Raw genomic sequence first — 25,376 nt, forward strand, 5'->3', positions numbered from 1 at the left:
CGCGGCGCGGGCAGGGTAGCGGTGGCCCCGCGGGGCCGGTCCGCCCCTGTACAGCCCTCCCTGGAGCAGCCCATGGCAGTGAAGATCCTCATCGTGACCGGCGACGCGGCCGAGTCGCTGGAGGTCCTGTATCCGTACCAGCGCCTGCGCGAGGAGGGATACGAGGTCCACATCGCCGCTCCGTCGGTGAAGAAGCTGCGGTTCGTGGTCCACGACTTCGAGGACGGCTTCGACACCTACACCGAGAAGCCCGGCTACACCTGGCCGGCGGACCTGGCCTTCACCGACGTGGCCACCGAGGACTACGCGGCCCTGGTCGTCCCGGGCGGCCGGGCGCCGGAGTACCTGCGCAACGACCCCGAGGTGCGGCGGATCCTGGCCGCCTTCGCCGACGCGGACAAGCCGATCGCCCAGATCTGCCACGGCCCCCTGATCACCGCCGCGGCCGGGGGCCTGACCGGCCGCCGGGTGACCGCGTATCCGGCGCTGGAGCTGGACATGAAGGCGGCCGGGGCCGCGTTCGAGGACTCCGAGACCGTGGTCGACGGCACGCTGGTGTCGGCGAGGGCCTGGCCCGACCACTCCCGCTGGATGCGGGAGTTCCTGACGGTGCTGCGCAGCAAGGCCCCGGTGCTCTGACCGGCCGCGGGCTCCCACTGGGCCGGCGCAGGTTCATCGGCGCGGCCGCCGCCCTCGGCGGCGCCGCGCGGGTCTGCTCGCCCCGCTCGCCCAGGCCCGGCCGACCGGGCCCCGCCGGCCGAGAGAGCCCGTCGTCTGCCGCCCGGCGGCCCGACACCGTCGTGACCCGGCCCGGCTTCCAGCCCGAGGGCACAGCCGTATCCGTCCGCGGGGCGGTGTGCATCGGCTCGCTGATCGACGGCTCGGTCTACCGGGCCGACCTCACCACCGGGATCGGCCGGTTCGTCACCCGGGGCCAGGGGCCGCAGCAGGTCGGCCTCAAGCTCGGCGCGTACGGCAGGCTGCTCCTCGCAGGCGGCGAACGGACCCGGTCCCGCCCGGCGGCGAGTGCCGGGGCGCCAGCGGCATCGAGCGGGCGCCCGACGGCGGGGTACGGGGACCGGCTCTACGTCGTCAGCGCCCGCTTCGGCGCCGACTGGTCGGAGCCGGCCACCGCCTCGACGAGCGTCAGTTGCCCGTGGTGATCGCCGGCGCCGGCTCGTACTTGTAGTCGGCGCCGAAGTTCTTCTTCACGGCCGCTTCCCAGGCCCCGTCCGCGACCATCTTCTTCAGCGCGGCGTTGATCCTGGTCTGGAGTTCCTTGTTGCCCTTCTTGACACCGATGCCGTAGTTCTCGGTGCTCAGGCTCTGGCCCGTCAGCTTGAACTTGCCCTCGTTGCCCTTGTGGGCGGCGTACCCGGCCAGGATGGAATTGTCCGTGGTCATGGCGTCGACCAGGTTGTCCTCAAGGGCGACGAGGCACTCCGAGTAACCGGGGAGCTCCAGCACGCTCGCCTTGGGGGCGAGGCCCTTCCTGATGTTCTCCGCCGAGGTGGAGCCGGTGACGGAGCAGAGCCGCTTGCTGTTGAGGTCCTCGGCCTTGGAGATCGTGTTGTCGCTGGCGCGGACCAGCAGGTCCTGGTGGGCCACGAAGTACGGGCCCGCGAAGTCGACCTTCTCCTTGCGCTTCTCGTTGATCGAGTAGCTCGCGGCGACGAACTGCACCTCGTTGTACTGGAGCAGCAGCTCGCGGTCGTTGCTGTAGACCTGCTTGAACTCGATCTGGTCCGGCTTGTAGCCGAGCTCCTTGCCCACGTAGGTGGCGACGTCCACGTCGAAACCGGAGAAGACGCCACCGGTCTCGCGAAGCCCGATGCCGGGCTGGTCGAACTTGATGCCGATGGAGAGGGTCCCCTTGGCCTGGTCGTCACCGCCGCACCCGGACGTGGTCAGGGCGAGGGCGATCACTGCGGCGACCGCACCGGCCTGGGGAACCTTCATTGCTGCACTCTTTCCTCGGTGACGCGGGACGCGCCCCGGGATCGCCGGGGCGCGTGGAACCGCGAATGCGTGGGGGACGTCACGACACGTGTACGAGGAAGCTAGGAAGCTGGCGGCCGCAGCGTCACTAGATCTGAGCAAAACTTGAGGATAACGATCCGGACCGGCCGCAGATTCTGCGGCGGAACCGGACCGGAGCCGCAGAACGCGGGAGAGGGGCGGGCATGGGGACAGGTTCGGTACGGATCGACGGGAATGCGCTGCTACTGGGAGAAGGGGTGCAGATCCGCTTCATCCGGACCCTTCGGCTTCCCGAATCGGGCACGCACGCGCTGCCGCCGGGGCTGGGGGAGTTCCCGCTCCGGAGGGTGGAGGACTACCCGGACACGGTGCCGCCGGAGTGGCTCGCGAAGGGCGGCGTGATGCTGCCCGTGTACCTGCGCGAGGCGATGTGGCTGAGTTTCGCCGGTACCCGTGAGCCCGCCGCGCTCCAGGTCGGGGTCGGCAAGGTGTGCGCGGTGTCGGGCGAGCGCTGGACGGGCCGGCTCGCCCGCGGTCCGCAGAACTACGTGGTGCTGCCGCGCCAGCCGTGGCTGGACGGGATCAACTCGGGCGACGGGACGGTGCGCCAGTTCGTCGCCGTACCCCTGGGGCTCGGCGCCACCGTCGAGGGGCAGGTCACCGGCGAGGAGACCACCGGCGGAGTGCAGCTCCAGGCGTTCCCGCTCACGCCGGCGGTGCTGGAGGAGTGGCGGCGCGCCCATCCGGCGCCCACCCGGTCCCCCGGCTCGCCGTACGGGGCCCCGCTGCCCCCGACCCCGCCGCCCGGCGCGGTCGGCGGCCTCGCCGGCTTCGCAGGCCCGGTGCCCATGCCGATGGCGGCGGCTCCGGGCGGGATCCCGGCTCCGGGCGCGGCCCCGGCGGCCCCCGGGGCGGCCCCGGCGCGGGGCGCGCGGCCCGCGGCTCCCGCGATGGGGCTCGGCGTCGGCGGTTCCATGCGCCAGGAGGTCTACCAGGACGACCGGCCGCTCTCCGCCTGGGCGCAGGAAGCGGCCGCGCGGGTCTTCGTCCACCTGGTGACGCCGCCCGAGTGGCGTCGCATCACCGGGGAGGACGCGCCGCCCTCGCCGGTGGACCGGGCCGCCTACACCCAGGCCGGGCTGCCCTGGTTCGACTACTACGACGAGTCCGCCGCCGACCTCGCGCCCTCCGCGACGCTGGCCGGGGTCAAGCCGGTGGGGGAGTGGATCGGCGACGACCACACCCCGTGGGTGGAGCCGGACCCCGCCCAGGTCAAGCCGCTCGGTAATGCCCCGAGGCCGGGCAAACCGGTACAGGACGGTAACTGGTAGATAAATCCCAGCAGTCGAGGATCGATGGCCCAAACTGGTGATCGATTTTCGGCCGCCGGGACGGTATGATCGTCCGCAGCAAGGCCGTAGCGCAGAGGTCGTCGCGCCCACGCATCGAGCTGGAGGACGTCGGTTCGAATCCGACCGGTCTTGCGTCTACTTGCTGTCTCAAGTCGTGATGGACGCCGGGCACCGGCGAAGGAACCGGTGGAGTGGTGATGACACAGCCGACACCCGTACGGTGCCCCGCGATCGAGCACCCGGACATGCCGCCGGCCGACCCCGCGGGCCTCGGCCCACTCCTCGCCCGGCTCGCGGCGGACCACCCGGTCGAGGCCGACGAGGCCTTCCCGCTCGGCACGCTGCGCACCGACGGCCGCGTCGACCTCTGCAAGCAGGGGCTCGGCCCGGGCGGCTCGGCCCGGCTGCTGCCCGCGGCGGCCGCCTCCGCACACGCCACCCACCTGCTCCTCGGGACCAACGCCATCGGTGACGAGGGCGCCCGCACCCTGGCGGAGAGCCTGGCGGCCGGAGCCGACGGCCACGGGCTGCGCACCCTCTACCTCGGCTGCAACCGGATCGGCCCCGACGGGGTGGAGGCCCTCGCCGGAGCCCTCGCCGACGACACCACCGTCCGCGCCCTCTGGCTCAAGCGGAACCCGCTCTTCGAGGACGGCGCCCGCATCCTCGCCGCCCTGCTGCGCCGCAACACCGCCCTGCGCACCCTCGACCTGGTCAACACCGGGATCGGCGCGGACGGCGTACGCCTCCTGCTCGACGCCCTGCTCGAGCGCGAGCAGCCCCTGGAACGCCTCTTCCTCGGTGGCAACGGTCTCGGCGCCGACGCCGCGCCGCTGCTCGCCGCACTGATCCGGCAGGCCGGGGTGCGCGAGCTGTACGTACCGGCCAACCACCTCGGCGACGACGGCGCCGCCGTCCTGGCCGCCGCGGCCTCCGACTCCTCCTCGGGCCCGGTCCGCCTCGGTCTCGGCGGCAACGGCATCGGCGCCGCCGGAGCGCGCGCCCTGGCCGGCGCCCTCGGCTCCGTCGAGGCCCTGGACCTCGGCCGGACGATGTCCGAGCGGAGCCTCGGATCCAGCGGCAACGACCCCGGCGACGAAGGGGCGTACGCCCTGGCCGCAGCACTCCCCGGCAGCCCCCTGCGCCGCCTGGAACTGCGCCACACCGGCCTCACCGGGCGCGGTGCGAAAAGCCTGCTCGCGGCGGTGCCCGACGACAGCCCGCTGGAGTACGTCGGCCTGGGCCCCGGCTTGCCCCGCCGGGTCAAGCGCTCCTTCGCCGAACGGCTCCGCCCGGCCCGGGCCGCCCATCCGGACCTGCGCGCCATCGGCAGCGTGTACCGGTGAGCCCGTACATGCCCGGCGGCTTCCTGCCCGAGGACGGCCCGGCCTGGCAGCGGATCCGCCGGTACGCCGTACCCGGCTGGATGATCGAACAGGCCACCGCGCACCGCCTGGCCGGGGACTGGCGGGCGGCCTGCGCCGCCGCCGGCGTGGACATCGGCTTCGACCTGCCCGAGGTCGCGGCCCGCTACGGCGCCTCCGTCGCCGAGGCCGTGGAGGACGACCTCCGCCACCTCGCCCCGGACCTGCTGCGCTGGCACCTGCCCCGGGTCCTGGGCGGCCGCACCACCATCGGCATCGACCTGCGGATCCTGCTCGCCTCGTACGGCGGCGCCGACGGCCCGACCCTGTCGGTCACCACGCCCCTGATGACCGAGGGATCGCAGCGGCTGCGCCTGCACTGCGCGCCGGTCGTCCCGGTGAAGTGGAAGCGCTACACGGGACGCGGCTTCGTGCCCGAGGACTGGACCGCGGTCCGGCCGTTCTGGGACGCCCGGTGCGCGTCCGAGCTGGGCGCGCGCTTCGGCGACCCGGAGGGCCGCGCCGAGCGGATCGACCTGCTGCGCACGCAGGGGGACACCGCCGCGGCGTACGAGGCCGCGGGCATCGCGTGCGACCTGACCGTGCCCACCCCGCAGCCGTACCAGCGTCCGGTGGACCCCGAGGCCCTCTTCGAGCGGATCCCGGTCGACCTCACCCGGCTCGCGGCGGAGGTGGGTCGGCTCGTGGCGGCCGGCGCGGGTGAGCGGTACCGGATCGCGGCCGACTGGCGCACCTACCTCCTGCTGGAACCCGACGGCCCCGACCGGCTCCGGGCCCGGTTCGTCGAGCGGGAAGAGGCACTCACCGTGCCACAGCTGCCGCGGTACGCCTGGCAGCGGCTGCCCGACCTCGAACTGGTGCGCACCGGCCGGATCACCCCGCGCGAGCTGCACCCGCTGGTCGCCGCCTCCCTGTTCCCCGGTGCCGGACCGGCCGTGGGTCCGCCCGGCCCCGCCGAGGCGGGGCCCGTCCGGGTGCGCTGCCACGGTGAATGGCACGAGGTGCGCTCGCGGGGCGGCGCCCTCGACGTGCCGCACACCCCCGAAGAGCAGCAACGGGAGCGCGCCATGCGGGCGTTCGGCGGCGCGGTCTCCGGCTGCTTCGCCGTACAGCAGACCTGGACCACGGGCGAGGGCCGGCTCCCGCGCGCCCTGCGCGACCAGCAGCGGGAGCTGTTCCTGCGTGCCCAGCACGGGGACACCCCGGGCGTGGTGGCGCTGCTGGACGCGGGCGTGGACCCCCGGATCCGGGAGGCCCGCAGCCGCGGCCTGCTGCACGAACTCCACCTGCTCGACCACGAAGCGCTGCTGCCCCGGCTGCTCGCGGCCGGCCTCGACCTGGAGGCGCGGGACAAGCACGAGCGCACTCCGCTGCTGTCGGCGGTGCACTGGGGCGGCTCGCCGGACCTGGTCAGGGCCCTGCTGGCGGCCGGTGCCAGGATCGACGTCATCGACGAGATGGAAATGTCGCTGTCCCAGGAGATCCGCCGCTACAAGCGCACCGACCTCACCTTCCTGCGGGAACGCGTCGACGAGGAGTTCCCCGGCATCGGAGCCGACTGGTTCGACGAGCACATGGAATACCGCGAGGAAGAAGACGAGGACGACGACGCATGAGTGCCCAGCCGCAGCCCTCCCGGGCCCTGGCCGCCGCCGACGCCCTGGGCGAGCGGCTGAGCGCCACCCGCAGCGAACCCGCCACCGACCCCCAACTGGAGGCGCTGGCCCTGGCGGTGACGGCCAATCAGCCGGTGCTCCTGTGGGGTGAGCCCGGCATCGGCAAGTCCGCCGGCATGCGGCAGCTCGCCACCGCGCTCGGGGTGGAGCTGGAGACCGTCATCGCCAGCGTCCACGAGCCCTCCGACTTCTCCGGGCTGCCCATCGTCGGCGACGACCCCGCCACCACCGGCGTCCCGATGGCCCCGCCGGACTGGGCGGTGCGCCTCGCCCGCACCGGCCACGGACTGCTGTTCTTCGACGAGTTGTCCTCCGCCCCGCCCGCGGTGCAGGCGGCCCTGCTGCGCGTGGTCCTGGAACGCCGGGTCGGCAGCCTCGAACTCCCCCCGGCGGTACGGATCGTCGCCGCGGCCAATCCGCCCGCCAGCGCGGCCGACGGCTGGCACCTCAGCCCCCCGCTGGCCAACCGCTTCGTCCACCTCGACTGGACGCACAATCCGCGCACCGTGGCCCGCGGCATGGCCGGCACCTGGCCCGAGGTGGCGATCCCGGCCGTCGACCCCGCCAAGGCCTCCGGCTCGGCCGCCCGCGCACGCGGTGCGGTCTCCGGCTTCCTCACCGCCCGGCCGGGCCTGGTCCACCACATGCCCGCCGAGGCCGCTTCCCGCGGCCGCGGCTGGCCCTCCCCGCGCACCTGGGAGATGGCCCTGCGGCTGCTGGCCACCGGGTACGCGGCCTCGACGGGCCGGGAGGCACTGGCCGCCGCGCTGACCGGAGCCGTCGGCGAAGCCGCCGGGATCGAACTGCTCTCGTACCTCGAACACCTCGACCTGCCCGACCCGGACCGGGTGCTCGCCGACCCGGACGCCTTCGCCCTGCCCGAGCGCGGCGACCGGCAGCTGGCCTTCCTCATCGCCGTGGTCGCGGCCGTGCAGAGCGAGCTCACCCGCCCCCGCTGGGAGGCGGGCTGGGCGGTGCTGGCCAAGGCCGTGGACGCCGGCGTGCCCGACGTCGCCGCCCGCGCCGCCGCCGACCTGGCCGCGATGCGCGACCTCGACTGGCCGGTGCCCGCCGGCATCGACGCCTTCGTGGAACTGCTCCAGCTGTCCGGCTCCCTGCCGGGCGGCCGCTGAGCCCGGCGGGCCCGGCCGTGCGCCTGGACCGCGCGAAGCTCCTGGCGGCCCGCTACAAGGCCGCCGAGGGCCGCCCGTACCTCGCCTCCGCCCTGTACGCCCTGACGGTCGTCCCCTCGGACGGCGTCCGCACCATGGGCGTCGACCGGCACTGGCGCTGCTACGTCTCACCCGCCTTCGTCGAGGCGACCCCGGTCGACGAACTGGCCGGAGTGTGGATCCACGAGGTGGCGCACCTGCTGCGCGACCACCACGGCCGGGCCGAGCGCCTGCCCGCCGCCGACCAGCGCGATCCGGTCCGGGTCAACATCGCCCAGGACTGCGAGATCAACGACGACCTGCTCGCGGACGGGCTCCTGCTGCCCGAGGGCCGGATGGAGCCCAGGCTCTTCGGCCTGGCCACGGGCGGGCTCTTCGAGGCCTACCTGCCGGCGATCCCCGCCACGCCGCACGGGGTGGACTGCGGATCCGGCGCGCACGGCACCCCCATGCCCTGGGAGCTGGGTGAGGACGGCGGCCCCGCCCGGGTCGGCCCGGTGGAGGCGGAGGCGCTGCGCCGCCAGACCGCCCAGGCCGTACGGGCCCACCAGCGCACCCGGGGCCGGATCCCCGAGGGCTGGGCCCGGTGGGCCGAGGAACTGCTGGAGCCCTCCGTCGACTGGCGCCAGGCCCTGTCCGGAGCGGTCCGGGAAGCCGCCGCCTGGGCGGCCGGCGCCGTGGACTACACCTACCGCCGCCCCTCGCGCCGCACCCCCGCCCTCGGCGGCCGGGTCGTGCTGCCCAGCCTGCGCCGACCGCTGCCGCGGGTCGCGATCGTCATCGACACCTCGGGGTCGATGGGCCCGGACGACCTGGCCGCCGCACTCGCCGAAGTCACCGGCGTGCTGCGGGAGGTCGGGGTCGGCGGCAACCGGGTCGCCGTCCTCGCCTGCGACGCCGACGTACACGCCGTGACCCGGGTGACCAGCGCCGACCAGGTGGCCCTGACCGGCGGCGGAGGCACGGACATGCGCGTCGGCATCGACGCCGCGCTGGCTCTGCCCGACCGGCCGAACATCGTGGTCGTGCTGACCGACGGGTACACGCCGTGGCCGGACGAGACCCCGTCCTGCCGGCTGATCGCGGCGCTGGTCGGGGAGAACGCTCCCGCGCCGCCGGGATGGGTCGAGACGGTACGGGTGGACCTCGGATCCTGAGCGGAACTGGCCGGGAACGTACGGTCGTTCGGACTCCGGCGGGGGACACGTGGGACCATGGGCGGGCAATACCCGTGAGTGCGGAGGGGGAGTTCGGTGACTGGTGTACGCAAGGGCCTGGCCAAGGTGGAGATCGCGCTGCGATGGGACCCCAGCCCCGCCGGCACACCCCCGCACGACCTCGACATAGTGGCCGCGGTCTACGGAGCCGCGGACCTGCACGGGGTGCCCGTCCAGCTGGTCCACTTCGGCAGCCGTTCGCCCGATGGCACCATCTCCCTGAACCGGGACAGCAAAACGGGCCAGGGCTTCGGCTACGACGAGGTGATGACCCTCGAACTCGACCGGATGGCAACGGAGTTGCGCCGGGTGGTGGTCGGTGTCCTGATCCAGGACACCGGTGCGGACCGCCCCACGACGTTCGGGGACATCGCGGGGACCGGTGTCCGGATCCGCGAGGGCCACATCGATCTCGCCCAGGGCGACTTCGCGGCCGTCCCGTCCGCCACCGCGGCCACGGTCGCCGAGTTCACCCGGGACGACTCGGGTGCCTGGTCGCTCGACGCGCGGCTGCACGGCTTCGACACCGACCCGGAGGAGTTCACGCGGACCATGGGCGGAGTGCGCTGACGGCCGCCGCCGTCCGCCTCGAAGAGTGGTCCCGGGCCGCACAGATCGGGCGGCGGTCACTCCTCGCGTGAGTGACCGCCGCCCGGTCCGGGTGGCGCGCTGCCGCCGTCCCCACGAGGCAGCGCGGGCAGGTCGCCGTCCGGTCATCGGGACGGCGACCTGCCGGTTCAGGGGCCCTGGGGTGGCGTCAGACCCAGGGAGGGAAGCATGACCGCGTCGACGAACCGGACCAGGTAGTCGGCGTCGGCGTACCGGCCTTCGAGCACCGGCCGGATGCGGAGCACACCCATCAGCTGCGCCGGCAGGAACTCCACGGCGGGGTGTTTCGCGGCGATCTCGCCGCGCGCCACCGCCCGCGCCACCATCGCGTCGAAGGCGGCCAGCTCCGGCTCGACCAGTGCCTCGCGCAGGGCGGCCTGCAGTTCCTCGTCGCTGAGCACGGCGAGTCCGAGGGCCTGCGTCAGCCGGGTGTCGCGGCCCGAGGTGCCGGCCGCGATCCGGGCCGCCTCGCGCAGGTCGCCCGCGAGGGACCCGGTGTCCACGGCGACGAGGGTGCCCTGCCGATTCGCCCGCAGGGCCGCGGCGACGAGCTGGGGCTTGGTCTTCCACTGCCGGTAGAGCGTGGACTTGCCGCAGCTCGCCCGGGCGGCGATGCCCTCCATGGTCAGGGCCTCGTAGCCGTGCTCGCGCAGCTGCTCCAGGACGGCCTCGTAGAACTCCTGCTCCCGCTCCGGGGTGATCTTGGAGCGGCGCGCGGTGGTCGGCGTCGACGTCATGGGGGTGCGGCTCTCCTCGGGGGCGTCTCGACGGCATGTTCCGGTACGAGCAGTGTACCGGAACGCGAGCGTATCGGTACACCTGCGTATCGATACGCGAATGTATCGATACACTGGCGTGTCGATCTGTGCGAGCAGGAAGAGAGACCGGGGGATGACCAACCGGGGGATGACCTCCCAGACCACACCCGGCGGGGTGGCGGACGGGCGGCGAGCCGCGCGCCGCCGCCTCATACGCGAGCTGCTGCTCGTCGCGGGACTGTTCACCGTCTACAAGGCGGGCCGGACGCTCTCGACCGGACGCACCGAAGAGGCCTTCCGCAACGCCGAGCGGATCTGGGACGCCGAGCGCGCGCTGCACCTGCCCGGCGAGGGCGCGGTGCAGCGGCTGCTGCTGCACGGGGACGCCCTCGTGCACACCGCCAACACGTACTACGCGGCCGTGCACTTCCCGGCGACCGCGCTCTTCCTGGTCTGGCTCTACCTGCGCCGCCCCGCCCACTACCTGTGGGCCCGCCGCGTGCTCACCGTGCTCACCGCGGCCGCTCTCGCCCTGCACCTCGGCTTCCCGCTCGCGCCCCCGCGGATGCTGGGCGCCGCGGACCTCATCGACACCGGACAGGTCTACGGCCCCACCGTCTACGGGGCCGCGCCGGCCACCGACACCATGGCCAACCAGTTCGCGGCGATGCCCTCCCTGCACTTCGGGTGGGCGCTGATGCTCGCGCTCGGCATGATCGCCGCGACCCGCCCGACCAGGTGGCGCGCACTGTGGCTGCTGCACCCGCTGCTGACCCTGGTCGTGGTCGTCGGCACGGCCAACCACTACTGGCTCGACGCGATCGTCGCGACCCTCCTGCTCGGGGCCGCACTGCTGTTCATCCCGCGGCCGGATGCCGCCGGTGCCGGTGCCGGTGCCGGTGCCGGTGCCGGTGACGGTGCGGGAGCCGGTGCCGGTGCGGGCGGGGATTCGGCCGCGGGCGCCGTGCGCGGGCTGCCCGGTCCCCGGACCGCCGCCGATCCGGCCGCCCCCGCCTCCGTAGGAGCCGAGCGGTGAACGCCACCGCTCTCGCCGTCGTCCTCTGCCTCGCCTCGGCCGTGACCTACGCGGCCGCCGCCGTCGCCCAGGAGCGGCTCGCCCGCGCCGCCGTCGCGCGCAGCGCCAGGGCCCTGCTCGGCTCCGGCGCCTGGTGGTGGTCGGCCGGGCTGAACGCCGCCGCCGCGCTCCTGCACGCGGCGGCCCTGCGGTACGGACCCCTCACGCTGGTGCAGCCGCTCGGCGCACTCACCCTCGTGGCCGCCGTCCCGCTGGGGGCGCGCGGAGCCGGCCGCCGGGTGGCGGCCAGCGAGTGGCGGGGCACCCTGGCCACCGTCGCGGGGCTGGGCCTGCTGCTGCTCCCGGCATCCGGGCCGGCCCCCGACGACACGCTCAGCCTGGCCGAGGCGCTCGCCGTCTCCGGCGCAACGGCCGCCGTGATCCTGTTGCTGACCGCCGTCAAGGACCCGCGCTCGGGGCTGCGCCACGCCACGGCGTCCGGACTGGCGTCCGCGGCCGCCTCCGCCCTGACCCAGACCGTGGCCGTGGCGGGCGGACGAGGCGGATCCCTGCTCAGCGTCCGGGTCGTGGCCGTGGCCCTGCTCGTCGTGGTGTTCGCGGTCGGCGGGATGCTCCTGTCGCAGCGGGCCTACCGGGGCGGGCTCGGTGCCCCGCTGGCCGTGGTGAACCTGGCCAACCCGCTGGCCGCCGCGGCGATCGGCATGGTCCTGCTCGGCGAACGCCTCCAGGGCGGCGCCCTGGGGGTGCTGCTCGCGGTGGCGGGAGCCTTCGCCGCGGCGCGCGGCGTGCTCCTGCTGACCCGTACACCCTCGGCGCCCGCCGCCCGGACCACGGCCGCCGACCCCGACCTGCCCGCCGCGCCGACCACGCCGGTCAGCCGCGTGGCGGCGTGAGCAGGCAGCCGGAGAACCGTTTCGGCTCCGGCCGCGTCCTCCCCGGTGAACAGCGGAACACCGAAACGGAGTGGATGGACATGGGGATCATCGGCTGGATCATCCTGGGACTGCTGGCCGGAGGCATCGCCAAGGTCCTGCTGCCCGGCCGGGACCCCGGCGGCCTGATCGGCACCACCCTCATCGGCGTCGCCGGCGCCTTCACCGGCGGCTGGCTCTCGGCGAAGTTCCTGGACCGGCCGATCCAGACCCAGTTCTTCGACCTGGCCACCTGGGGCTCTGCCATCGCCGGCTCGCTGGTCCTGCTGATCGGCTACCGCCTCCTCTTCGGCAATTCGCGCGACTGAGCCGTTCGACGTTCCGTCCCGACGGCCCCCTCGCCCAGCTGAACGGCGACGCGGATCCCGAGAAGATCACCGCACTGCTCAAGCGGTACCGTGCCCTGAAACGACAGGCAGGGCGCACCGTACCGAGCAGCGAGGAAGTCCAGCGACATGAGTGTCACCCCCGTTCCCACGGCGGACATGTACGACGAGCACGGCGATGACCTCGGCATCTGCGCCACGCAGTTCCGCCTGCTGGGCGGCCGCCGGCTGTTCGCCGGCCCGGTGCGGACCCTCGCCTGCCACGAGGACAACGCGCTGCTGCGCGAGCTCGTGAACGCCCCCGGCGACGGCGCGGTCCTCGTCGTGGACGGCGGCGGCTCGCTGCGCACCGCCCTCGTCGGCGACCTCATCGCGGGCGCCGCCGAGCGCAACGGCTGGGCCGGCCTGATCATCAACGGCGCGGTCCGCGACAGCGTGGCCCTCGGCGGACTCGACCTCGGGGTCCTGGCGCTGGGCACCGTGCCCCGTAAGAGCGGCAAGACCGGCGCGGGCACGGTGGACGAGCCCGTCACCATCGGCGGGACCACCTTCCGCCCGGGGGACACGGTCCACGCGGACGCCGACGGCGTCGTCGTCCTTCCGGCCTGACCGGCGATTTCACGCCAGGGGCGGCGCACCGGCCCTGGCGCCGTCCGGGCGGGCCGGGTTTCACTGCGGGCCCATGAGACGACACAGGATCACGGGCGTGCTCGGGGCGATCGCGCTGGCCGCGGCCACCCTCGCCACCGCCGGACCCGTGCACGGCGCGACCGCGTCGGCCACGGCCGCCACCGCAGAGGCGGCCACGCCGGCACCCGCGACCGGAGGCGAGACGCCGCCCGCCGAGTTCGGCACCGACTGGCACGACCCCCTCACCCCCGTCCCGCCCGTCGCCCGGCCGGGGACCCGCTCCTGCGAGGTGACCCTCGCCGAGGCGCAGTTCCGCGACTTCACCCCGTACCGGGGCAGCTACACCCCGCCCCGGGGCTGCGGCTCCGACCACTGGGCCAAGGTGGTCCTGCGCCTCGACGGCAAGGTCAAGGGCCGCCAGTACGACCGCCTCGGCCACCTCTCCCTCGGCGGCGTCGAGATCCTGCGCACCTCCACGCCCCAGCCCTCGCCCGACGGCATCACCTGGTCCGTCGAGAAGGACGTCACCCGCTACCGCGACACCCTCGTCCGCCCGCAGCCCGTCGAGATGCTCATCGGCAACGTCGTCAACGACACCTACACCGGCGTCATCGACGTGAAGGTCACCCTCACCTTCTACGCCGCCGAAGGCCGCCCCGGCTCCGCCAGTTCCACGGATTCCACGGATTCCGCCGATCCCGCCGATTCCGGCGGCTCCGGCGGCCCCGCCCAGACCCCCGACCGCGTGCTGCCCCTCACCACCCCGGAGATCACCACCCCGCGGAACACGGAGCGCCTCCTCGCCGAGGTGTACGCCACCGGCTCGGGCGGAGGCTGCGAGGAGTACTGGTACATGACCGTCCCGGACGCGGCCCCGTACTCCTGCAAGGCGGCCGACGGCCCCTCCCGCGAGGTCCGCGTCTCCGTGGACGGGCAGCTCGCCGGCATCGCCGCGCCCTTCCCCACCGTCTGGACCGGCGGCTGGTCCAACCCCTTCCTCTGGTACGTCACCCCCGGACCCCGCGCCTTCGACGTCCAGCCGGTCGTATACGACCTGACCCCCTTCGCCGCGCTCCTCAACGACGGCCGCCCGCACCGGATCGAGGTGTCCGTGGCCGGGGTGCCGGCCGGACAGAGCGGGTGGAGCACCCCGACCAACCTGCTGCTGTGGCAGGACGAGGCCCGCGAGGTCGTCACCGGCGCCCTGACCCGGCACGAGCAGAGCGATCCGGCCAACTCCTCCCGCTGGACACCCGCCGCTCCCACACCCGGCGCCGAGCACCGCCTCGACACCGAGGGCGGCCACCGGCTCACCGTCGCCGGGCACCTGGACACCTCCCACGGGAGGGTCACCACCACCGTCACCCGCGCCGTGGGCAACACGTCCGTCCACCGCTGGACCGACGGCGAGAACCGCGACGCCCTCACCGCCACCTGGACCGACGAGGAGACCGTGACCCGAGGAGCCACCACCACCCGCACCGCGCGCACGTACACGATGGACGGCGAGACCACCCTCGGCGCCGGCGACCGGCTGCGCACCGTCCTCTCGCTCGGCGACCGCGCCGACACCGTCACCCTGCGCGGCGGGCGGAAGGCCGACGCCTCCCGGACCGACAACCAGTACACGGGCGACGCCACTTACACCGCGAACGTCCCGCGCGACCAGCGGCACGCCGTCGCCACCACCACCGCCCGCTACCGGCTCCACGGCTCCCCGGCGTCCGGCGGCTGCTACGACCGTACGGTGGCCACCGCGCAAGGCACGGTCACCGCGGACCGCCGGCGCTGCTGACGCCGCCGACAGCGCTGTCGCACGGGGCGCCTACGATGACGGCTCATGGACACGAGTGAGGCCGGCAGACAACTGATCGACGGCCGTTTTGAGCTGGTCGCGCCCCTGGGCAGCGGCGGCATGGGTACCGTCTGGCGCGCCCGCGACATCGCCCTGCACCGCGAGGTCGCACTCAAGGAGGTGCGGCCGCCGGACCCGGCGACCGCCGCCGCCCAGCCCGGTCTCGCCGATCAGCTGCGCGAACGGGCCGTCCGCGAGGCCCGGGCCCTGGCCCGGCTCGCCCACCCCCATGTGGTGACGATCCACCACATCGTGGAGCCCGCGGACGGCTCGGACGGGCACCCGTGGATCGTGATGGAGCTGGTCCGGGGCGGCTCGCTGCACGACCGGCTGGCCGACGGTCCGCTGCCGCAGACCGAGGTGGTCCGGCTCGGACTCGACGTCCTGTCCGCGCTGCGCGCCGCTCACGCCGAGGGCGTCCTGCACCGTGATGTGAAACCCGCCAACGTGCTGCTGCGCGCCGACGGGTCGGCGGTGCTCACCGACTTCGGCATCGCGGCCCTGCACGGGTCCACCGCGCTCACCTCGACCGGCGTGCTGATCGGCTCGCCGGAGTACATCGCGCCCGAGCGCGTCCGCGGCGAGGAGGGACTGGCCGCCTCCGACCTGTGGTCGCTGGGCATGCTGCTGTACGTGGCAGTGGAAGGCGTGCATCCGCTGCGCCGCGCCACCAGCCTGGCCACGGTGGTCGCCGTGCTCGACGAGCCGATCCCGGCGCCCGTACGCTCCGGCCCGCTGGCGCCCGTACTGGAGCGGCTCCTCGTACGCGACCCGGCCGCGCGGCCCGACGCGGCGCAGCTGGAACAGCTGCTCCGGGACGCGAGTACCGCTCTCGCCGGCGCCGGGGGCGGCGCGGTCCTGGGACAGTACGGGCCGCCCACCCCGCCGCCGTTCGGCCCGGTCCCCACCCCGTACGCGGCCACCACGCCGCTGCCCGCGGCGTCCGCACCACGGCGCCGCCCCGTCCTGCTCGCCGCCGCCCTCGCGGCGGTACTGGCGGCCGGAGCCGTCGGGGTCGTCAAGTGGCTGCCCGACCACACCCGGACCGGCCCGGACGCGAAGGGCCGCCCGGCCGCCTCGGGCCCGGCGGTCTCGGCCCCCGCCTCGGCGACCCCGGCCTCCGTGACCCCCGCCGCCGCGACTCCGGGACCGAAGGCGAGCACGCTCAAGGCGACGGCGCCGCAGGGCAGCCTGCTCACCCCCGACAACATCCGGACCGCCCTGGCGGCCCTGAAGCAGCAGACGGGCACCACCACCTTCGTGGACCTGCGGATCTACGACGAGTACGTCCTCGCCTCCGTCCCCACGGCCCCCGGAGCCAGGACCGTCGACTCCTGGCAGTACCGCGACGGCGGGGCCACCCGAACCGGTCCGGCCGGCACCGTCAAGGACCGCGCCCCGCTCATCGACATGGCCAAGGTCGAATGGGACACCCTGCCCGCCCTCCTGGAACAGGCCAAGCAGGACCTGGGCGTGGCGAACCCGAGCTCCCGCTACGTGATCGTCGATCCCTGGATGATGGACCAGAGCCCGTCCATACGGACCTACCTCAGCGACGAGTACGGCCAGGGCGGCTACGTCCTGGCCGGCACCGACGGCAAGGTCAGGAAGGTGTACCGCTCGTAGGCCGTGGCGGCGGGCCTGCGATCCTGATCTCCGTACACGTGCGGAGAAACGCTTCGAGGAGGCAGGACCACCATGCCGAGCTGGCGCACCACACTCACGGCCGCCGGGATATCCGGCACCCGGCTGCGGGAGGACTACACCCACGCCGCCCGCCGGGTGCTCCGCCGCGAGCCCGCCCCGTACCTCGTGCTGCGCCTGCTCGCCGCGCCGCCCCTGGTGCCCTGGCTCGCCGTCGGCCTCGCCTTCATGAACATGGTCGACGACGTGGCCGAGACCGGCACCCCGTCGCAACGGGCCGCCAACCTGGCCGCGTTGACCGGGCGGGTCGAGGCGGCCCTCACCTCCGGGGACAGCCCCGACCCGCTGCTGCGCGCCTACGCCCACGCCGTGGACGCGCGAGCCCTGCCCGCGCACTGGGTCTCCCGGTTCCTCGAAGGCGCCGCCACCGCCGAAGCGGGCTTCGACGGCTTCGCCGCCGAGGAGGACTTCCAGGCCTACCTCGACGCCTACGCATGGCCGGGGGTACTGGTCTTCACCGGCCTCCAGTACCAGGGCGGACCCGACCCCGAACAGGCCGCGGGCTGGCGGCGGTTCGTCGACGCCGCCCAGCGGGTCGACTTCCTCGCGGACCTCGCCGGGGACCTCGCGGACGGCCGCCTGTGCATCCCGCGCGCCCGCCTCGACGAGCACTCCGTGACCCGCGCCGACCTCGAACAGGCCCGCGACACTCCCGCCGTACGCGCGCTCCTCGCCGCCGAGACCCTGCGCGCCCGGGCCGCCCTCGACGCCACCGACGGCATCCTCGAACTCGCCGAACCCGGGCTGCGACCCGTGACCGCGACGATGACGGAGCTGATGGCGCACCAGCTCACGGCCGTGGAGCGGGCGGGTGTCGAGGCCCTGCGCCGGGACATCGGCTACGGCGTGGCGGCCCCCCTGCGCACCCTCGCCCGAGCCCGGCGCGCGGCCCGCGGCCGATCCCGCGCCGGCGGCCAGACGCCGGCCGGTTCGCGCCGACAGTGACACGCGGCAGGGACATTTGTACTGGCGGGCCGCGTACATGCGGATCTGCCGGTGGCACGCGCCCCTTCGTAGCGTGGTGGGCATGACGCAGAACCCGCATTCACCGCCCCCTGTCCGGCGCACCTTCAAGTCCTTCGGAGGAGGAGTGCGCATGCGAGGCGACTGGAGCGGCTACCGGGCGTGGAAGGCCGCATGGCCGGCCCGGGTGGAGCAGTGGCGCGAGCGCGAGGCCGCTCGCGGTGGTCATGGCGGCCGCGGTGGTCATGGCGGCCGCGGTCCGCTGGGCCCGCCCAATGGATTCACCCTGCTGCCCTGGCTGCTGATGGGCATGGGCGCCATCTCGAACCTCATCCAGGGGGACACCCCCAACCCGCTGGTCGGCGGGCTCGGCCTGCTGCTCTTCAACTCCCTCTACATCAGCGTGGTGTTCCGCGCGTTCGATCCGCGCAAGCGCGAGGCCCTGAGCACCCGTTGGAGCCTGGCCGCGATGGGCGCGGTCACCAGCGCCCTCGCCATTGCCTACGGAGGCAGCTGGCTGCTGTTCTTCCCCCTGCTCGGCCTCGCCACCGGAACCGTGGTCCGGGGCCGCCGGCTCGGCCCGGTGATGTTCGGGCTCAGTGCCCTCGCCGGTGCGATCGCCGTGTACCGGGACGGGTGGGGCGCGCTGGGGATCTTCTACGGGACCTTCCTGTCCGGCATGGTCACCGCTGCCATCCTGGCCCTGTCCGAGACAGTGGGGGAGCTGCGCGAGACCCGGCAGGAGCTGGCGCGGGCGGCCGTGGAGCAGGAGCGGCTGCGCTTCTCCCGCGATCTGCACGACCTGCTCGGCCACACCCTCTCGGTGATCGTCGTGAAGTCGGAGGCGGCCCGCCGCATAGCGCCCCGGGACATGGACGCGGCCCTCGCCCAGGTCGCGGACATCGAGTCGGTCGGCCGCCAGGCGCTCACCGAGATCCGCGAGGCCGTCACCGGCTACCGGGAGGCGAGCCTGGCAGGAGAACTGGACCGGGCCCGCGGCACCCTCACCGCCGCCGGGATCGAGCCCGTGGTGCAGCAGTCAGGGCCCCCGCTGCCCCCGCGGACGGCGGCCCTGCTGGGCTGGGTGGTCCGCGAATCCGTCACCAACGTCATCCGGCACAGTGCCGCCGCGACCTGCGAGATCGAGGTACGCGGGGCCGCCGGGCGGGCCCGCCTGGTGATCACGGACGACGGTGACGGCGTAGGCTCGACGCCGCCGGGCAGCGGCCTGACCGGCCTGGCCGAACGCCTCGCCGCGGCGGGCGGCACGCTGCACAGCGGCCCGGCTCCCGGCGGCGGGTTCCGGGTGACCGCCGAACTCCCGGTGGAGGAAGCGATGCAGGATATGGCGCAGGAGACGGCGCAGGAGACCGTGGACGGCACCGGGGCCGAGTCCGGCGCGGCCGTGGGAACCCGGAGCGAGGAGAGTCGATGATCAGGGTCCTGCTGGCCGAGGACCAGGGCATGATGCGGGGCGCGCTGGCCCTGCTGCTCGGGCTGGAGGAGGACATCGAGGTGGTGGCACAGGTCGCCGCCGGGGACGAGATCGTGCCCGCCGCCCTCGACGCGCGGCCCGACGTGGCCCTGCTCGACATCGAACTCCCGGGCCGCAGCGGGCTCGACGCCGCCGCCGAGCTGCGCACCCGGTGCCCCGGCTGCCGGGTGCTGATCCTGACCACCTTCGGCCGGCCCGGCTATCTGCGGCGGGCGATGGAGGCCGGGGCCGCCGGATTCCTCGTGAAGGACGGGCCGGTGGAGGAACTGGCCGCGGCCGTCCGCCGGGTACTCGCGGGGGAGACCGTGATCGACCCCGCGCTCGCGGCCGCGGCACTGAGCGCGGGGCCCAGCCCGCTGACGGCGCGGGAGGCCGATGTCCTCAACGCGGCGGTGGACGGGGCGACCGTGGCCGACATCGCGGCGAAGCTGCACCTGTCCGAATCGACCGTACGGAACTACCTGTCCTCGGCCATCGGCAAGACCGGCACCCGCAATCGCATGGAGGCCGTCCGCGCCGCCCGCCGCCAGGGCTGGCTCTGAGCCCCGCTCCGCAGCGGGGCCCGTGCGCCGGCGCCCGTTCTAGTAGGCCCCGTTGACGTTGTCGATCGAGCCGTAGCGGGCGGCCGCGTAGTTGCAGGCGGCCGTGATGTTGGCGACCGGGTCGTAGGAGTCCATCGAGGTGCCGGGCACGTGGTAGGCACGGAACGTCGGGTCGATGACCTGGAGCAGGCCCTTGGACGGGATCCCGTTCTGGGCGTTGATGTCCCAGTTGTTGATGGCGAGGGGATTGCCCGAGGACTCGCGCATCACATTGCGGTGAATTCCGTTGTAGCTGCCGGGAATGCCGTGCTTGGCCATCACGTCCAGCGACTCGCGGATCCAGCCGTCGAGATTGTTCGGGTAGGCGGCGGCGGGCTTGGCGGCCGCGGCGGGCTTGGCGGCCGCGCTCTTCGCCTGGGCGGCGAGGGTCAGCTTGAGGCCCGGCCGAATGATCGACGGGTCGGTGCCGACGGTGCCCTTGTTCGCCAGGTACAGCTGCTCCCAGCCGCCGCTCAGGGAATGCTCCGCCGCGATCTTGGAAAGGGTGTCGCCCGCGACCACGGAATAGGTCATCGGGGCGGCCGCCTCCGCCGCCCCGGCGGTGGTCGTGCTGATCAGGGGGAGGGCGAGGGCCGCGCCACCCGTGCCGGCGATGGCCAGCTTGCGGGTGATCGGGTTGTTCTTCGGCCGGCGGTGCTTTCCCTTAGCGGGCATGGCGCATTTCCTCACGTGGGGGGACGGAGAGGCCCGGGGGTGGCCGGATTAGGCAGCTGACCACCGGGAATGAGGGTGACCGTAGGCGAGCCCGCCGGGCGGGAACAAGGCCCGAATTCGCCCGGTAGATCGACTTCCTGCTTTCCGCCCCGAAAATGACCTTGGCGCCCCCTTCGTGCTCAAGACAACTTTCTTTCCGGGAAAAGGGAATCAGCCCTCCCGTGGAAATGATGTTGGCGGTTTCCGAGTGACTCACATCACGGGTCGCGGGCCCGGCCTGAGCCGGGTGTCGAATGGGGGCAAGTCCACCCCCGATAGGCCGGATTCGGGCGACACGCCTGTAGGTAGTGAATCGCCCATAGTGGACGCTTTCCGGCGTGTTTCCCCCGTGTGGTGGCGCCCGCCCCCGGCTGTCAGAGCTCCGTCAGCCGCTCCAGGGTGGCCGCCACCGCCTCCTGTGAGGCCGGCAGCAGGGGGAGCCGTACGCCGGGCGTGGGGATCCGTCCCTGGGCGTGCAGCACGCCCTTGACGACCGCAGGATTGGGCTCGGCGAAGGCCGCCGCCGACATCCGGGCCAGGGCGTGCCCCAGGGGCCGCGCCCGCGCCACGTCACCCGCCCGCCAGGCCGCGGCGAGCTCCGCGAACCGGGCCGTCGCCAGGTGCGCCGAGGCCAGGATCCCGCCCCCCGCGCCCAGCGCCAGCAGCGGCGAGAGGTACGCGTCGTCACCGGCCAGCACCTCGCACCCGGCCGGCAGGTCACCGAGGAGCGCCACCGTGTCCTGCCCGATGCCGCCGCCCGCGTACTTCACACCCGCGACCCCCGCGAGCGAGCCGAGCGCCCGCAGCGCGGCGGCGTCCAGCGGCTGCCCCGTCCGGTACGGGATGTGATAGACGATCAGCGGTACGGGGCTCACCTCGGCCAGCCGCGCGAAATGCGCCAACACGCCCGCCGCCGAGGGCCGTACGAACGAGGGCACGGTCACCAGCGCCGCCCGCGCCTGCGGCCACCGCGCCAGCCGGGTCAGTGAAGCCTCGGCGGCCCGGGTCCCGCTCGCCCCGGCGCCCACGGTCAGCGGCGCGCCCCGCTCCGCGCAGACCCGGGCACAGACGTCGGTGACGAGATCGCGCTCCGCCTCGTCGAGCGTGGCCGCCTCGGCGGTGGTGCCGAGGGCGACGATCCCGGTGGCGCCCGCGTCGAGCACCTCGTGGGCGAGCGCCTCCAGTGCCTCGGCGGCGACCTCCCCGGTGTGGGTGAACGGGGTGACGAGGGGTACGTGGATCCCGTGCAGGGTGAGGCCTTCGATGCCGTCTGCCATGTTCCCCACCCCGTCCCGTGAACAGTCCTGTGCTGTGTGCCGTGCGTTGTCCTGTGCCATGCCGTCGAGCCTGGCCCGCCCCCAGCCTCGAATCCAGTTCGCGTTTCTTACGCGACCCGTAAGCTGAGCCGATGCTCGACGTACGACGCCTGCGCCTGCTGCGCGAACTGGCCCGCCGCGGGACCATCGCCGCCGTCGCCGAGGCCCTCTCCTTCAGCCCTTCGGCGGTATCCCAGCAACTCGGCGTCCTCGAACGCGAAGCCGGTCTGCCCCTGCTGGAGCGCACCGGCCGCCGGGTCCGCCTCACCCCGGCCGGGCAGAACCTGGTGCACCACGCCGAAGCCGTACTCGAACGGCTGGAACAAGCCGAGGCCGACCTCGCCGAGGCGCGCAGCGGCCTGGCCGGGGCCCTGCGCATCGGAGCCTTCCCCACCGCCACCCGGGCCATCGTCCCGGCCGCCCTGACCGCCCTGGCCCGGCGCCACCCGGGGCTGGAGCCGATGGTCTGCGAGACGGACCCGGCGGCGGTCGCCCACGCCCTGCGGGCGGGGGACCTGGACGTGGCCCTGGTCCACGCGTACGACTTCGTGCCCGCCGCCGAGGAGCCCGGGCTGGCCACCGAGCCGCTGTACGGGGAGGCGATGTACCTCGCCGCGCCGGCCGGGGAGACAACCGGACCGCCGCCCGGCACCGGCCAGGACGCCGCCTTGCGCGCCCACGCGGACGCCCCCTGGATCACCGCCACCTCCGGCACCCTGTGCCACGCCATGACCGTACGGGCCTGCCAGGCGGCCGGGTTCACCCCGCGGGTTCGCCACCAGGTCGACGAGTTCGCCACCGTGCTCGCCCTGGTCGCGGCAGGTCAGGGCGTGGCCGTCGTACCGCAGCTCGGGGTCGCCGGCCCGGCCGGACCGGGCGTGCGCCTCACCCGCCTGGTGATGCAGCGCCGTACGAACCTCGCCTTCCGCAGCGGAGCCGGCGCCCACCCGGCCGTGGCCGCCTTCGGCGCGGCCCTGCGGGCGTCCGTACCGCCGGAACTGGCAGGGGACGCCTCCCCGGGGTTCCCCGGGACGCAGTCCGGGGGGAGGTAGCCGGGGAGATCCCGCGCCGCGGAGTGGGGCAACTCCCGTACGGCGCGGAGCCCGTGTACGTTCTGGGGGGAGCCAACGAGAGCAGAGCGGGGTAGACGTGACGCATCGCGTACGAGGGGTCATCGCCCGGAGCAAGGGCGCACCGGTGGAGACGACGACGATCCTCGTGCCCGACCCGGGACCGGGCGAGGCGCTCGTCCGGGTCCAGGCCTGCGGGGTCTGCCACACCGACCTGCACTACCGGGAGGGCGGCATCAACGACGAGTTCCCGTTCCTGCTCGGCCACGAGGCCGCCGGGATCGTGGAATCGGTCGGTGCGGACGTCACCTCCGTGGCCCCCGGCGACTTCGTCGTCCTCAACTGGCGTGCGGTGTGCGGGACCTGCCGGGCCTGCCGGCGCGGACGCCCCTGGTACTGCTTCGCCACGCACAACGCCACCCAGCCCATGACGCTGGAGGACGGCACCCCGCTCTCCCCGGCGCTCGGCATCGGCGCCTTCGCCGAGAAGACCCTGGTCGCCGCGGGCCAGTGCACCAAGGTGGACCCGGCCGCGGCGCCGGCAGCCGCCGGACTCCTCGGCTGCGGGGTGATGGCCGGCCTCGGCGCCGCCCTGAACACCGGCAACGTCGGGCGGGGCGACTCCGTCGCCGTCATCGGCTGCGGGGGAGTGGGCAACGCGGCCGTGGCCGGGGCCCGGCTGGCGGGCGCCTCCAGGATCATCGCGGTCGACCTCGACGACCGGAAGCTGGAGTGGGCGCGCGGTCTGGGCGCCACGCACACCGTCAACGGCCGTAAGGAAGACGTGGTCCAGGCCATCCAGGGGCTGACCGACGGGAACGGCGCCGACGTGGTGATCGAGGCGGTCGGCCGCCCCGAGACCTACCGGCAGGCCTTCTACGCCCGCGACCTGGCCGGAACCGTGGTCCTGGTCGGTGTGCCGACCCCGGAGATGAAGCTCGAACTCCCGCTGCTGGACGTCTTCGGCCGCGGCGGGGCGCTGAAGTCCTCCTGGTACGGGGACTGCCTGCCCGAGCGTGACTTCCCCATGCTCGTCGACCTCTACCTGCAGGGCCGTCTCGACCTGGACGCCTTCGTCTCCGAGACCATCCCCCTCGACGGGATCGAAGACGCCTTCGCCCGGATGGAGCGGGGCGAGGTGCTCCGCTCGGTGGTCGAGTTCCCGTAAGCCCCAGGCCCACACTGGACCCCGTACTAGAATCGCGCGGTACGCCACACCCCGCGCCCCCGCCGCACCCGGCCGGGGGCGCGGTCCCGCACCTCGTACCCCAGGGGCCGTCCGTGACCATCGAGCACAGCTACCACCAGCCCGGAACGGTCCTCACCGACCACCGGTTCACCGTCCCCCTGGACCACGCGCGCCCCGACGGCGAGCAGATCGAACTGTACGCCCGCGAGGTCGTCGCCACCGGCAAGGACCCGGCGGGCCTGCCGTGGCTGCTGTACCTGGAGGGCGGACCCGGCTTCGGAGCCCGGCGCTTCACCGGGCGACAGGCATGGCTGGAGCGGGCCCTCGCCGACTACCGCGTACTCCTGCTCGACCAGCGCGGAACCGGGCGCTCCACCCCGGTGAACCGGCAGACACTGCCGCTGCGCGGCACCCCCGCCCAGCAGGCCGAGTACCTTGCCCACTTCCGCTCCGACTCGATCGTGCGCGACGCCGAGGCCATCCGCCCCGCCCTGACCGGCGGCGCGCCCTGGACCGTGCTCGGCCAGAGCTTCGGCGGATTCTGCGCGACCCACTACCTCTCCACCGCCCCCGAGGGCCTCACCGCCGCCCTGATCACCGGCGGCCTCCCGTCCCTGACCGCCACCGCCGACCAGGTGTACGAAGCCGCGTACCCCCGCATCGAGCGCAAGAACCTGGCGCACTACGAGCGTTACCCGATGGATGTGGAGCGCGCCCGCCGGATCGCGGCCCACCTCGCGGAGCGCCCGGCCGAACTCCCCGGCGGCCACCGCCTCACCGTCGAAGCCTTCCAGTCCCTCGGCCTGATGCTCGGGTCCGGTGACGGCAGCCACCAGCTGCACTACCTCCTGGAGGACGCCTTCGTCCCGGCCGCCGCCGGACCGGCCCTGTCCGACGCCTTCCTGGAAGGCGCCCGGGCCCACCTCTCCTTCGCCGGACACCCCCTCTACGCCCTGCTCCACGAGTCGATCTACGCGCAGGACCCGGCCGCGCCCACCGCCTGGGCCGCCGAACGGGTGCGTGCGGGCCACCCGCGATTCGACGCCGCCAAGACCCTCGCGGGCGACGAACCCCTCCTCTTCACCGGCGAGACCATCCACCCCTGGCACTTCACCGCCGACCCCTCGCTCGCCCCGCTGCGCGAGACCGCCGAACTGCTGGCCGCCCGTACCGGCTGGGGTCCCCTCTACGACCGGGCCCGGCTCGCCGCCAACGAGGTGCCGGTGGCCGCCGCCGTCTACCACGACGACATGTACGTCGACACCGGCCACTCCCTGGAGACCGCCCGTGCGATCCGGGGCCTGCGGACCTGGGTCACGGACGAGTTCGAGCACGACGGCGTCCGCGCGGGCGGCCCGCGCGTCCTGGACCGGCTGCTGGCCCTCGTGCGGGGCGACGCCTGAGGAATCCGCCGGT

At 74.1% G+C, this 25,376-nt stretch carries 24 protein-coding genes and 1 pseudogene; 21 read left to right on the forward strand and 4 right to left on the reverse strand.

Annotated elements, in window-relative coordinates:
• The first annotated feature begins 72 nt into the window (after window positions 1–72).
• Together OG429_RS34560 and OG429_RS34565 are read left to right on the forward strand one after the other, a co-directional pair.
• Window positions 73–639, forward strand: coding sequence for a DJ-1/PfpI family protein (locus tag OG429_RS34560; protein ID WP_328929192.1), 567 nt, complete (start codon window positions 73–75; stop codon window positions 637–639).
• A gap of 161 nt (window positions 640–800) precedes the next feature.
• The gene (locus tag OG429_RS34565) at window positions 801–1,163 is read left to right on the forward strand and encodes a hypothetical protein (protein ID WP_328929193.1); all 363 of its coding nucleotides are present in this window, start codon (window positions 801–803) and stop codon (window positions 1,161–1,163) included.
• On the opposite strand, the gene OG429_RS34570 is transcribed toward OG429_RS34565, so the two are convergent.
• On the reverse strand, window positions 1,147–1,959 hold the full coding sequence (locus OG429_RS34570; RefSeq protein ID WP_328929194.1) for a glutamate ABC transporter substrate-binding protein: 813 nt from the start codon (window positions 1,957–1,959) through the stop codon (window positions 1,147–1,149). The two genes, OG429_RS34565 and OG429_RS34570, sit on opposite strands and share 17 nt — an antisense overlap.
• 224 nt (window positions 1,960–2,183) lie before the next feature.
• On the opposite strand from OG429_RS34570, the gene OG429_RS34575 reads away from it, so the two are divergent.
• From OG429_RS34575 to OG429_RS34605, 7 genes and pseudogenes are all read left to right on the forward strand, one after another.
• Window positions 2,184–3,311, forward strand: coding sequence for a hypothetical protein (locus tag OG429_RS34575; RefSeq protein WP_328929195.1), 1,128 nt, complete (start codon window positions 2,184–2,186; stop codon window positions 3,309–3,311).
• An 80-nt stretch (window positions 3,312–3,391) separates the two neighbouring features.
• Window positions 3,392–3,464 (forward strand): annotated as a pseudogene (locus OG429_RS34580).
• 65 nt (window positions 3,465–3,529) lie between these two features.
• Window positions 3,530–4,678: a gala protein gene (locus OG429_RS34585; RefSeq protein ID WP_328929196.1), complete on the forward strand. Its 1,149-nt coding sequence runs from the start codon at window positions 3,530–3,532 to the stop codon at window positions 4,676–4,678.
• Window positions 4,675–6,333 (forward strand): ankyrin repeat domain-containing protein, encoded by a 1,659-nt coding sequence (locus tag OG429_RS34590; protein WP_328929197.1) that lies wholly within the window; start codon window positions 4,675–4,677, stop codon window positions 6,331–6,333. The genes OG429_RS34585 and OG429_RS34590 overlap by 4 nt, the downstream gene beginning before the upstream one ends.
• Window positions 6,330–7,526, forward strand: coding sequence for an AAA family ATPase (locus tag OG429_RS34595; protein WP_328929198.1), 1,197 nt, complete (start codon window positions 6,330–6,332; stop codon window positions 7,524–7,526). The genes OG429_RS34590 and OG429_RS34595 overlap by 4 nt, the downstream gene beginning before the upstream one ends.
• A 17-nt stretch (window positions 7,527–7,543) precedes the next feature.
• A complete protein-coding gene (locus tag OG429_RS34600) occupies window positions 7,544–8,722 on the forward strand; it encodes a vWA domain-containing protein (RefSeq protein ID WP_328929199.1) in 1,179 nt (392 codons plus the stop codon).
• A gap of 96 nt (window positions 8,723–8,818) precedes the next feature.
• A complete protein-coding gene (locus OG429_RS34605) occupies window positions 8,819–9,352 on the forward strand; it encodes a TerD family protein (protein WP_328929200.1) in 534 nt (177 codons plus the stop codon).
• A gap of 167 nt (window positions 9,353–9,519) precedes the next feature.
• On the opposite strand, the gene OG429_RS34610 is transcribed toward OG429_RS34605, so the two are convergent.
• Window positions 9,520–10,128, reverse strand: coding sequence for a TetR/AcrR family transcriptional regulator (locus tag OG429_RS34610; protein WP_328929201.1), 609 nt, complete (start codon window positions 10,126–10,128; stop codon window positions 9,520–9,522).
• Window positions 10,129–10,297: 169 nt separating this feature from the next.
• On the opposite strand from OG429_RS34610, the gene OG429_RS34615 reads away from it, so the two are divergent.
• From OG429_RS34615 to OG429_RS34655, 9 genes are all read left to right on the forward strand, one after another.
• Window positions 10,298–11,185 carry a phosphatase PAP2 family protein gene (locus OG429_RS34615; protein ID WP_328929202.1) on the forward strand — a complete coding sequence of 296 codons (888 nt, stop codon included), beginning with the start codon at window positions 10,298–10,300 and terminating at the stop codon, window positions 11,183–11,185.
• On the forward strand, window positions 11,182–12,078 hold the full coding sequence (locus OG429_RS34620; protein ID WP_328929203.1) for a hypothetical protein: 897 nt from the start codon (window positions 11,182–11,184) through the stop codon (window positions 12,076–12,078). Before OG429_RS34615 ends, OG429_RS34620 begins: the two co-directional genes overlap by 4 nt.
• An 80-nt stretch (window positions 12,079–12,158) precedes the next feature.
• A complete protein-coding gene (locus tag OG429_RS34625) occupies window positions 12,159–12,425 on the forward strand; it encodes a GlsB/YeaQ/YmgE family stress response membrane protein (RefSeq protein WP_328930513.1) in 267 nt (88 codons plus the stop codon).
• A gap of 147 nt (window positions 12,426–12,572) precedes the next feature.
• The gene (rraA, locus tag OG429_RS34630) at window positions 12,573–13,052 is read left to right on the forward strand and encodes a ribonuclease E activity regulator RraA (protein ID WP_328929204.1); all 480 of its coding nucleotides are present in this window, start codon (window positions 12,573–12,575) and stop codon (window positions 13,050–13,052) included.
• Between the two features lie 148 nt (window positions 13,053–13,200).
• Window positions 13,201–14,868: a peptide-N4-asparagine amidase gene (locus tag OG429_RS34635; RefSeq protein ID WP_328930514.1), complete on the forward strand. Its 1,668-nt coding sequence runs from the start codon at window positions 13,201–13,203 to the stop codon at window positions 14,866–14,868.
• A gap of 45 nt (window positions 14,869–14,913) precedes the next feature.
• On the forward strand, window positions 14,914–16,554 hold the full coding sequence (locus tag OG429_RS34640; RefSeq protein ID WP_328929205.1) for a serine/threonine-protein kinase: 1,641 nt from the start codon (window positions 14,914–14,916) through the stop codon (window positions 16,552–16,554).
• 72 nt (window positions 16,555–16,626) lie between these two features.
• Window positions 16,627–17,577: a squalene/phytoene synthase family protein gene (locus OG429_RS34645; RefSeq protein WP_328929206.1), complete on the forward strand. Its 951-nt coding sequence runs from the start codon at window positions 16,627–16,629 to the stop codon at window positions 17,575–17,577.
• Between the two features lie 151 nt (window positions 17,578–17,728).
• A complete protein-coding gene (locus OG429_RS34650) occupies window positions 17,729–19,030 on the forward strand; it encodes a sensor histidine kinase (protein WP_328929207.1) in 1,302 nt (433 codons plus the stop codon).
• Entirely contained in the window at window positions 19,027–19,632 is a 606-nt protein-coding gene (locus tag OG429_RS34655) for a response regulator transcription factor (RefSeq protein ID WP_328929208.1), read from the forward strand. Before OG429_RS34650 ends, OG429_RS34655 begins: the two co-directional genes overlap by 4 nt.
• Window positions 19,633–19,671: 39 nt before the next feature.
• Here OG429_RS34655 and OG429_RS34660 read toward each other — a convergent pair whose 3' ends face one another.
• Window positions 19,672–20,346: a LysM peptidoglycan-binding domain-containing protein gene (locus OG429_RS34660; protein ID WP_328929209.1), complete on the reverse strand. Its 675-nt coding sequence runs from the start codon at window positions 20,344–20,346 to the stop codon at window positions 19,672–19,674.
• Window positions 20,347–20,759: 413 nt separating this feature from the next.
• Window positions 20,760–21,662 (reverse strand): dihydrodipicolinate synthase family protein, encoded by a 903-nt coding sequence (locus tag OG429_RS34665; RefSeq protein ID WP_328929210.1) that lies wholly within the window; start codon window positions 21,660–21,662, stop codon window positions 20,760–20,762.
• 131 nt (window positions 21,663–21,793) lie between these two features.
• On the opposite strand from OG429_RS34665, the gene OG429_RS34670 reads away from it, so the two are divergent.
• The 3 genes from OG429_RS34670 (at window position 21,794) to OG429_RS34680 (ending at window position 25,363) form a co-directional block, all read left to right on the forward strand.
• The gene (locus OG429_RS34670; RefSeq protein ID WP_328929211.1) at window positions 21,794–22,753 is read left to right on the forward strand and encodes a LysR family transcriptional regulator; all 960 of its coding nucleotides are present in this window, start codon (window positions 21,794–21,796) and stop codon (window positions 22,751–22,753) included.
• A gap of 97 nt (window positions 22,754–22,850) precedes the next feature.
• Window positions 22,851–23,939, forward strand: a complete 1,089-nt coding sequence (locus OG429_RS34675; RefSeq protein WP_328929212.1) for an S-(hydroxymethyl)mycothiol dehydrogenase — start codon at window positions 22,851–22,853, stop codon at window positions 23,937–23,939.
• Between the two features lie 119 nt (window positions 23,940–24,058).
• Complete coding sequence (locus OG429_RS34680; protein WP_328930515.1) at window positions 24,059–25,363, forward strand: alpha/beta fold hydrolase; 1,305 nt, start codon at window positions 24,059–24,061, stop codon at window positions 25,361–25,363.
• Window positions 25,364–25,376 lie beyond the last annotated feature (13 nt).

Source organism: Streptomyces sp. NBC_00190, assembly GCF_036203305.1.
GTDB lineage: Bacteria > Actinomycetota > Actinomycetes > Streptomycetales > Streptomycetaceae > Streptomyces.

What these genes read in the sequence shown, in the direction of transcription:
- OG429_RS34670 (WP_328929211.1), top strand. Translation starts at nt 21,794, where the DNA reads ATGCTCGACGTACGACGCCTGCGCCTGCTGCGCGAACTGGCCCGCCGC.
- OG429_RS34655 (WP_328929208.1), top strand. Translation starts at nt 19,027, where the DNA reads ATGATCAGGGTCCTGCTGGCCGAGGACCAGGGCATGATGCGGGGCGCG.
- OG429_RS34640 (WP_328929205.1), top strand. Translation starts at nt 14,914, where the DNA reads ATGGACACGAGTGAGGCCGGCAGACAACTGATCGACGGCCGTTTTGAG.
- OG429_RS34585 (WP_328929196.1), top strand. Translation starts at nt 3,530, where the DNA reads ATGACACAGCCGACACCCGTACGGTGCCCCGCGATCGAGCACCCGGAC.
- OG429_RS34615 (WP_328929202.1), top strand. Translation starts at nt 10,298, where the DNA reads ATGACCTCCCAGACCACACCCGGCGGGGTGGCGGACGGGCGGCGAGCC.
- OG429_RS34610 (WP_328929201.1), bottom strand. Translation starts at nt 10,128, where the DNA reads ATGACGTCGACGCCGACCACCGCGCGCCGCTCCAAGATCACCCCGGAG.
- OG429_RS34645 (WP_328929206.1), top strand. Translation starts at nt 16,627, where the DNA reads ATGCCGAGCTGGCGCACCACACTCACGGCCGCCGGGATATCCGGCACC.
- OG429_RS34625 (WP_328930513.1), top strand. Translation starts at nt 12,159, where the DNA reads ATGGGGATCATCGGCTGGATCATCCTGGGACTGCTGGCCGGAGGCATC.
- OG429_RS34570 (WP_328929194.1), bottom strand. Translation starts at nt 1,959, where the DNA reads ATGAAGGTTCCCCAGGCCGGTGCGGTCGCCGCAGTGATCGCCCTCGCC.
- OG429_RS34575 (WP_328929195.1), top strand. Translation starts at nt 2,184, where the DNA reads ATGGGGACAGGTTCGGTACGGATCGACGGGAATGCGCTGCTACTGGGA.
- OG429_RS34650 (WP_328929207.1), top strand. Translation starts at nt 17,729, where the DNA reads ATGCGAGGCGACTGGAGCGGCTACCGGGCGTGGAAGGCCGCATGGCCG.
- OG429_RS34560 (WP_328929192.1), top strand. Translation starts at nt 73, where the DNA reads ATGGCAGTGAAGATCCTCATCGTGACCGGCGACGCGGCCGAGTCGCTG.
- OG429_RS34665 (WP_328929210.1), bottom strand. Translation starts at nt 21,662, where the DNA reads ATGGCAGACGGCATCGAAGGCCTCACCCTGCACGGGATCCACGTACCC.
- OG429_RS34660 (WP_328929209.1), bottom strand. Translation starts at nt 20,346, where the DNA reads ATGCCCGCTAAGGGAAAGCACCGCCGGCCGAAGAACAACCCGATCACC.
- rraA (WP_328929204.1), top strand. Translation starts at nt 12,573, where the DNA reads ATGAGTGTCACCCCCGTTCCCACGGCGGACATGTACGACGAGCACGGC.
- OG429_RS34595 (WP_328929198.1), top strand. Translation starts at nt 6,330, where the DNA reads ATGAGTGCCCAGCCGCAGCCCTCCCGGGCCCTGGCCGCCGCCGACGCC.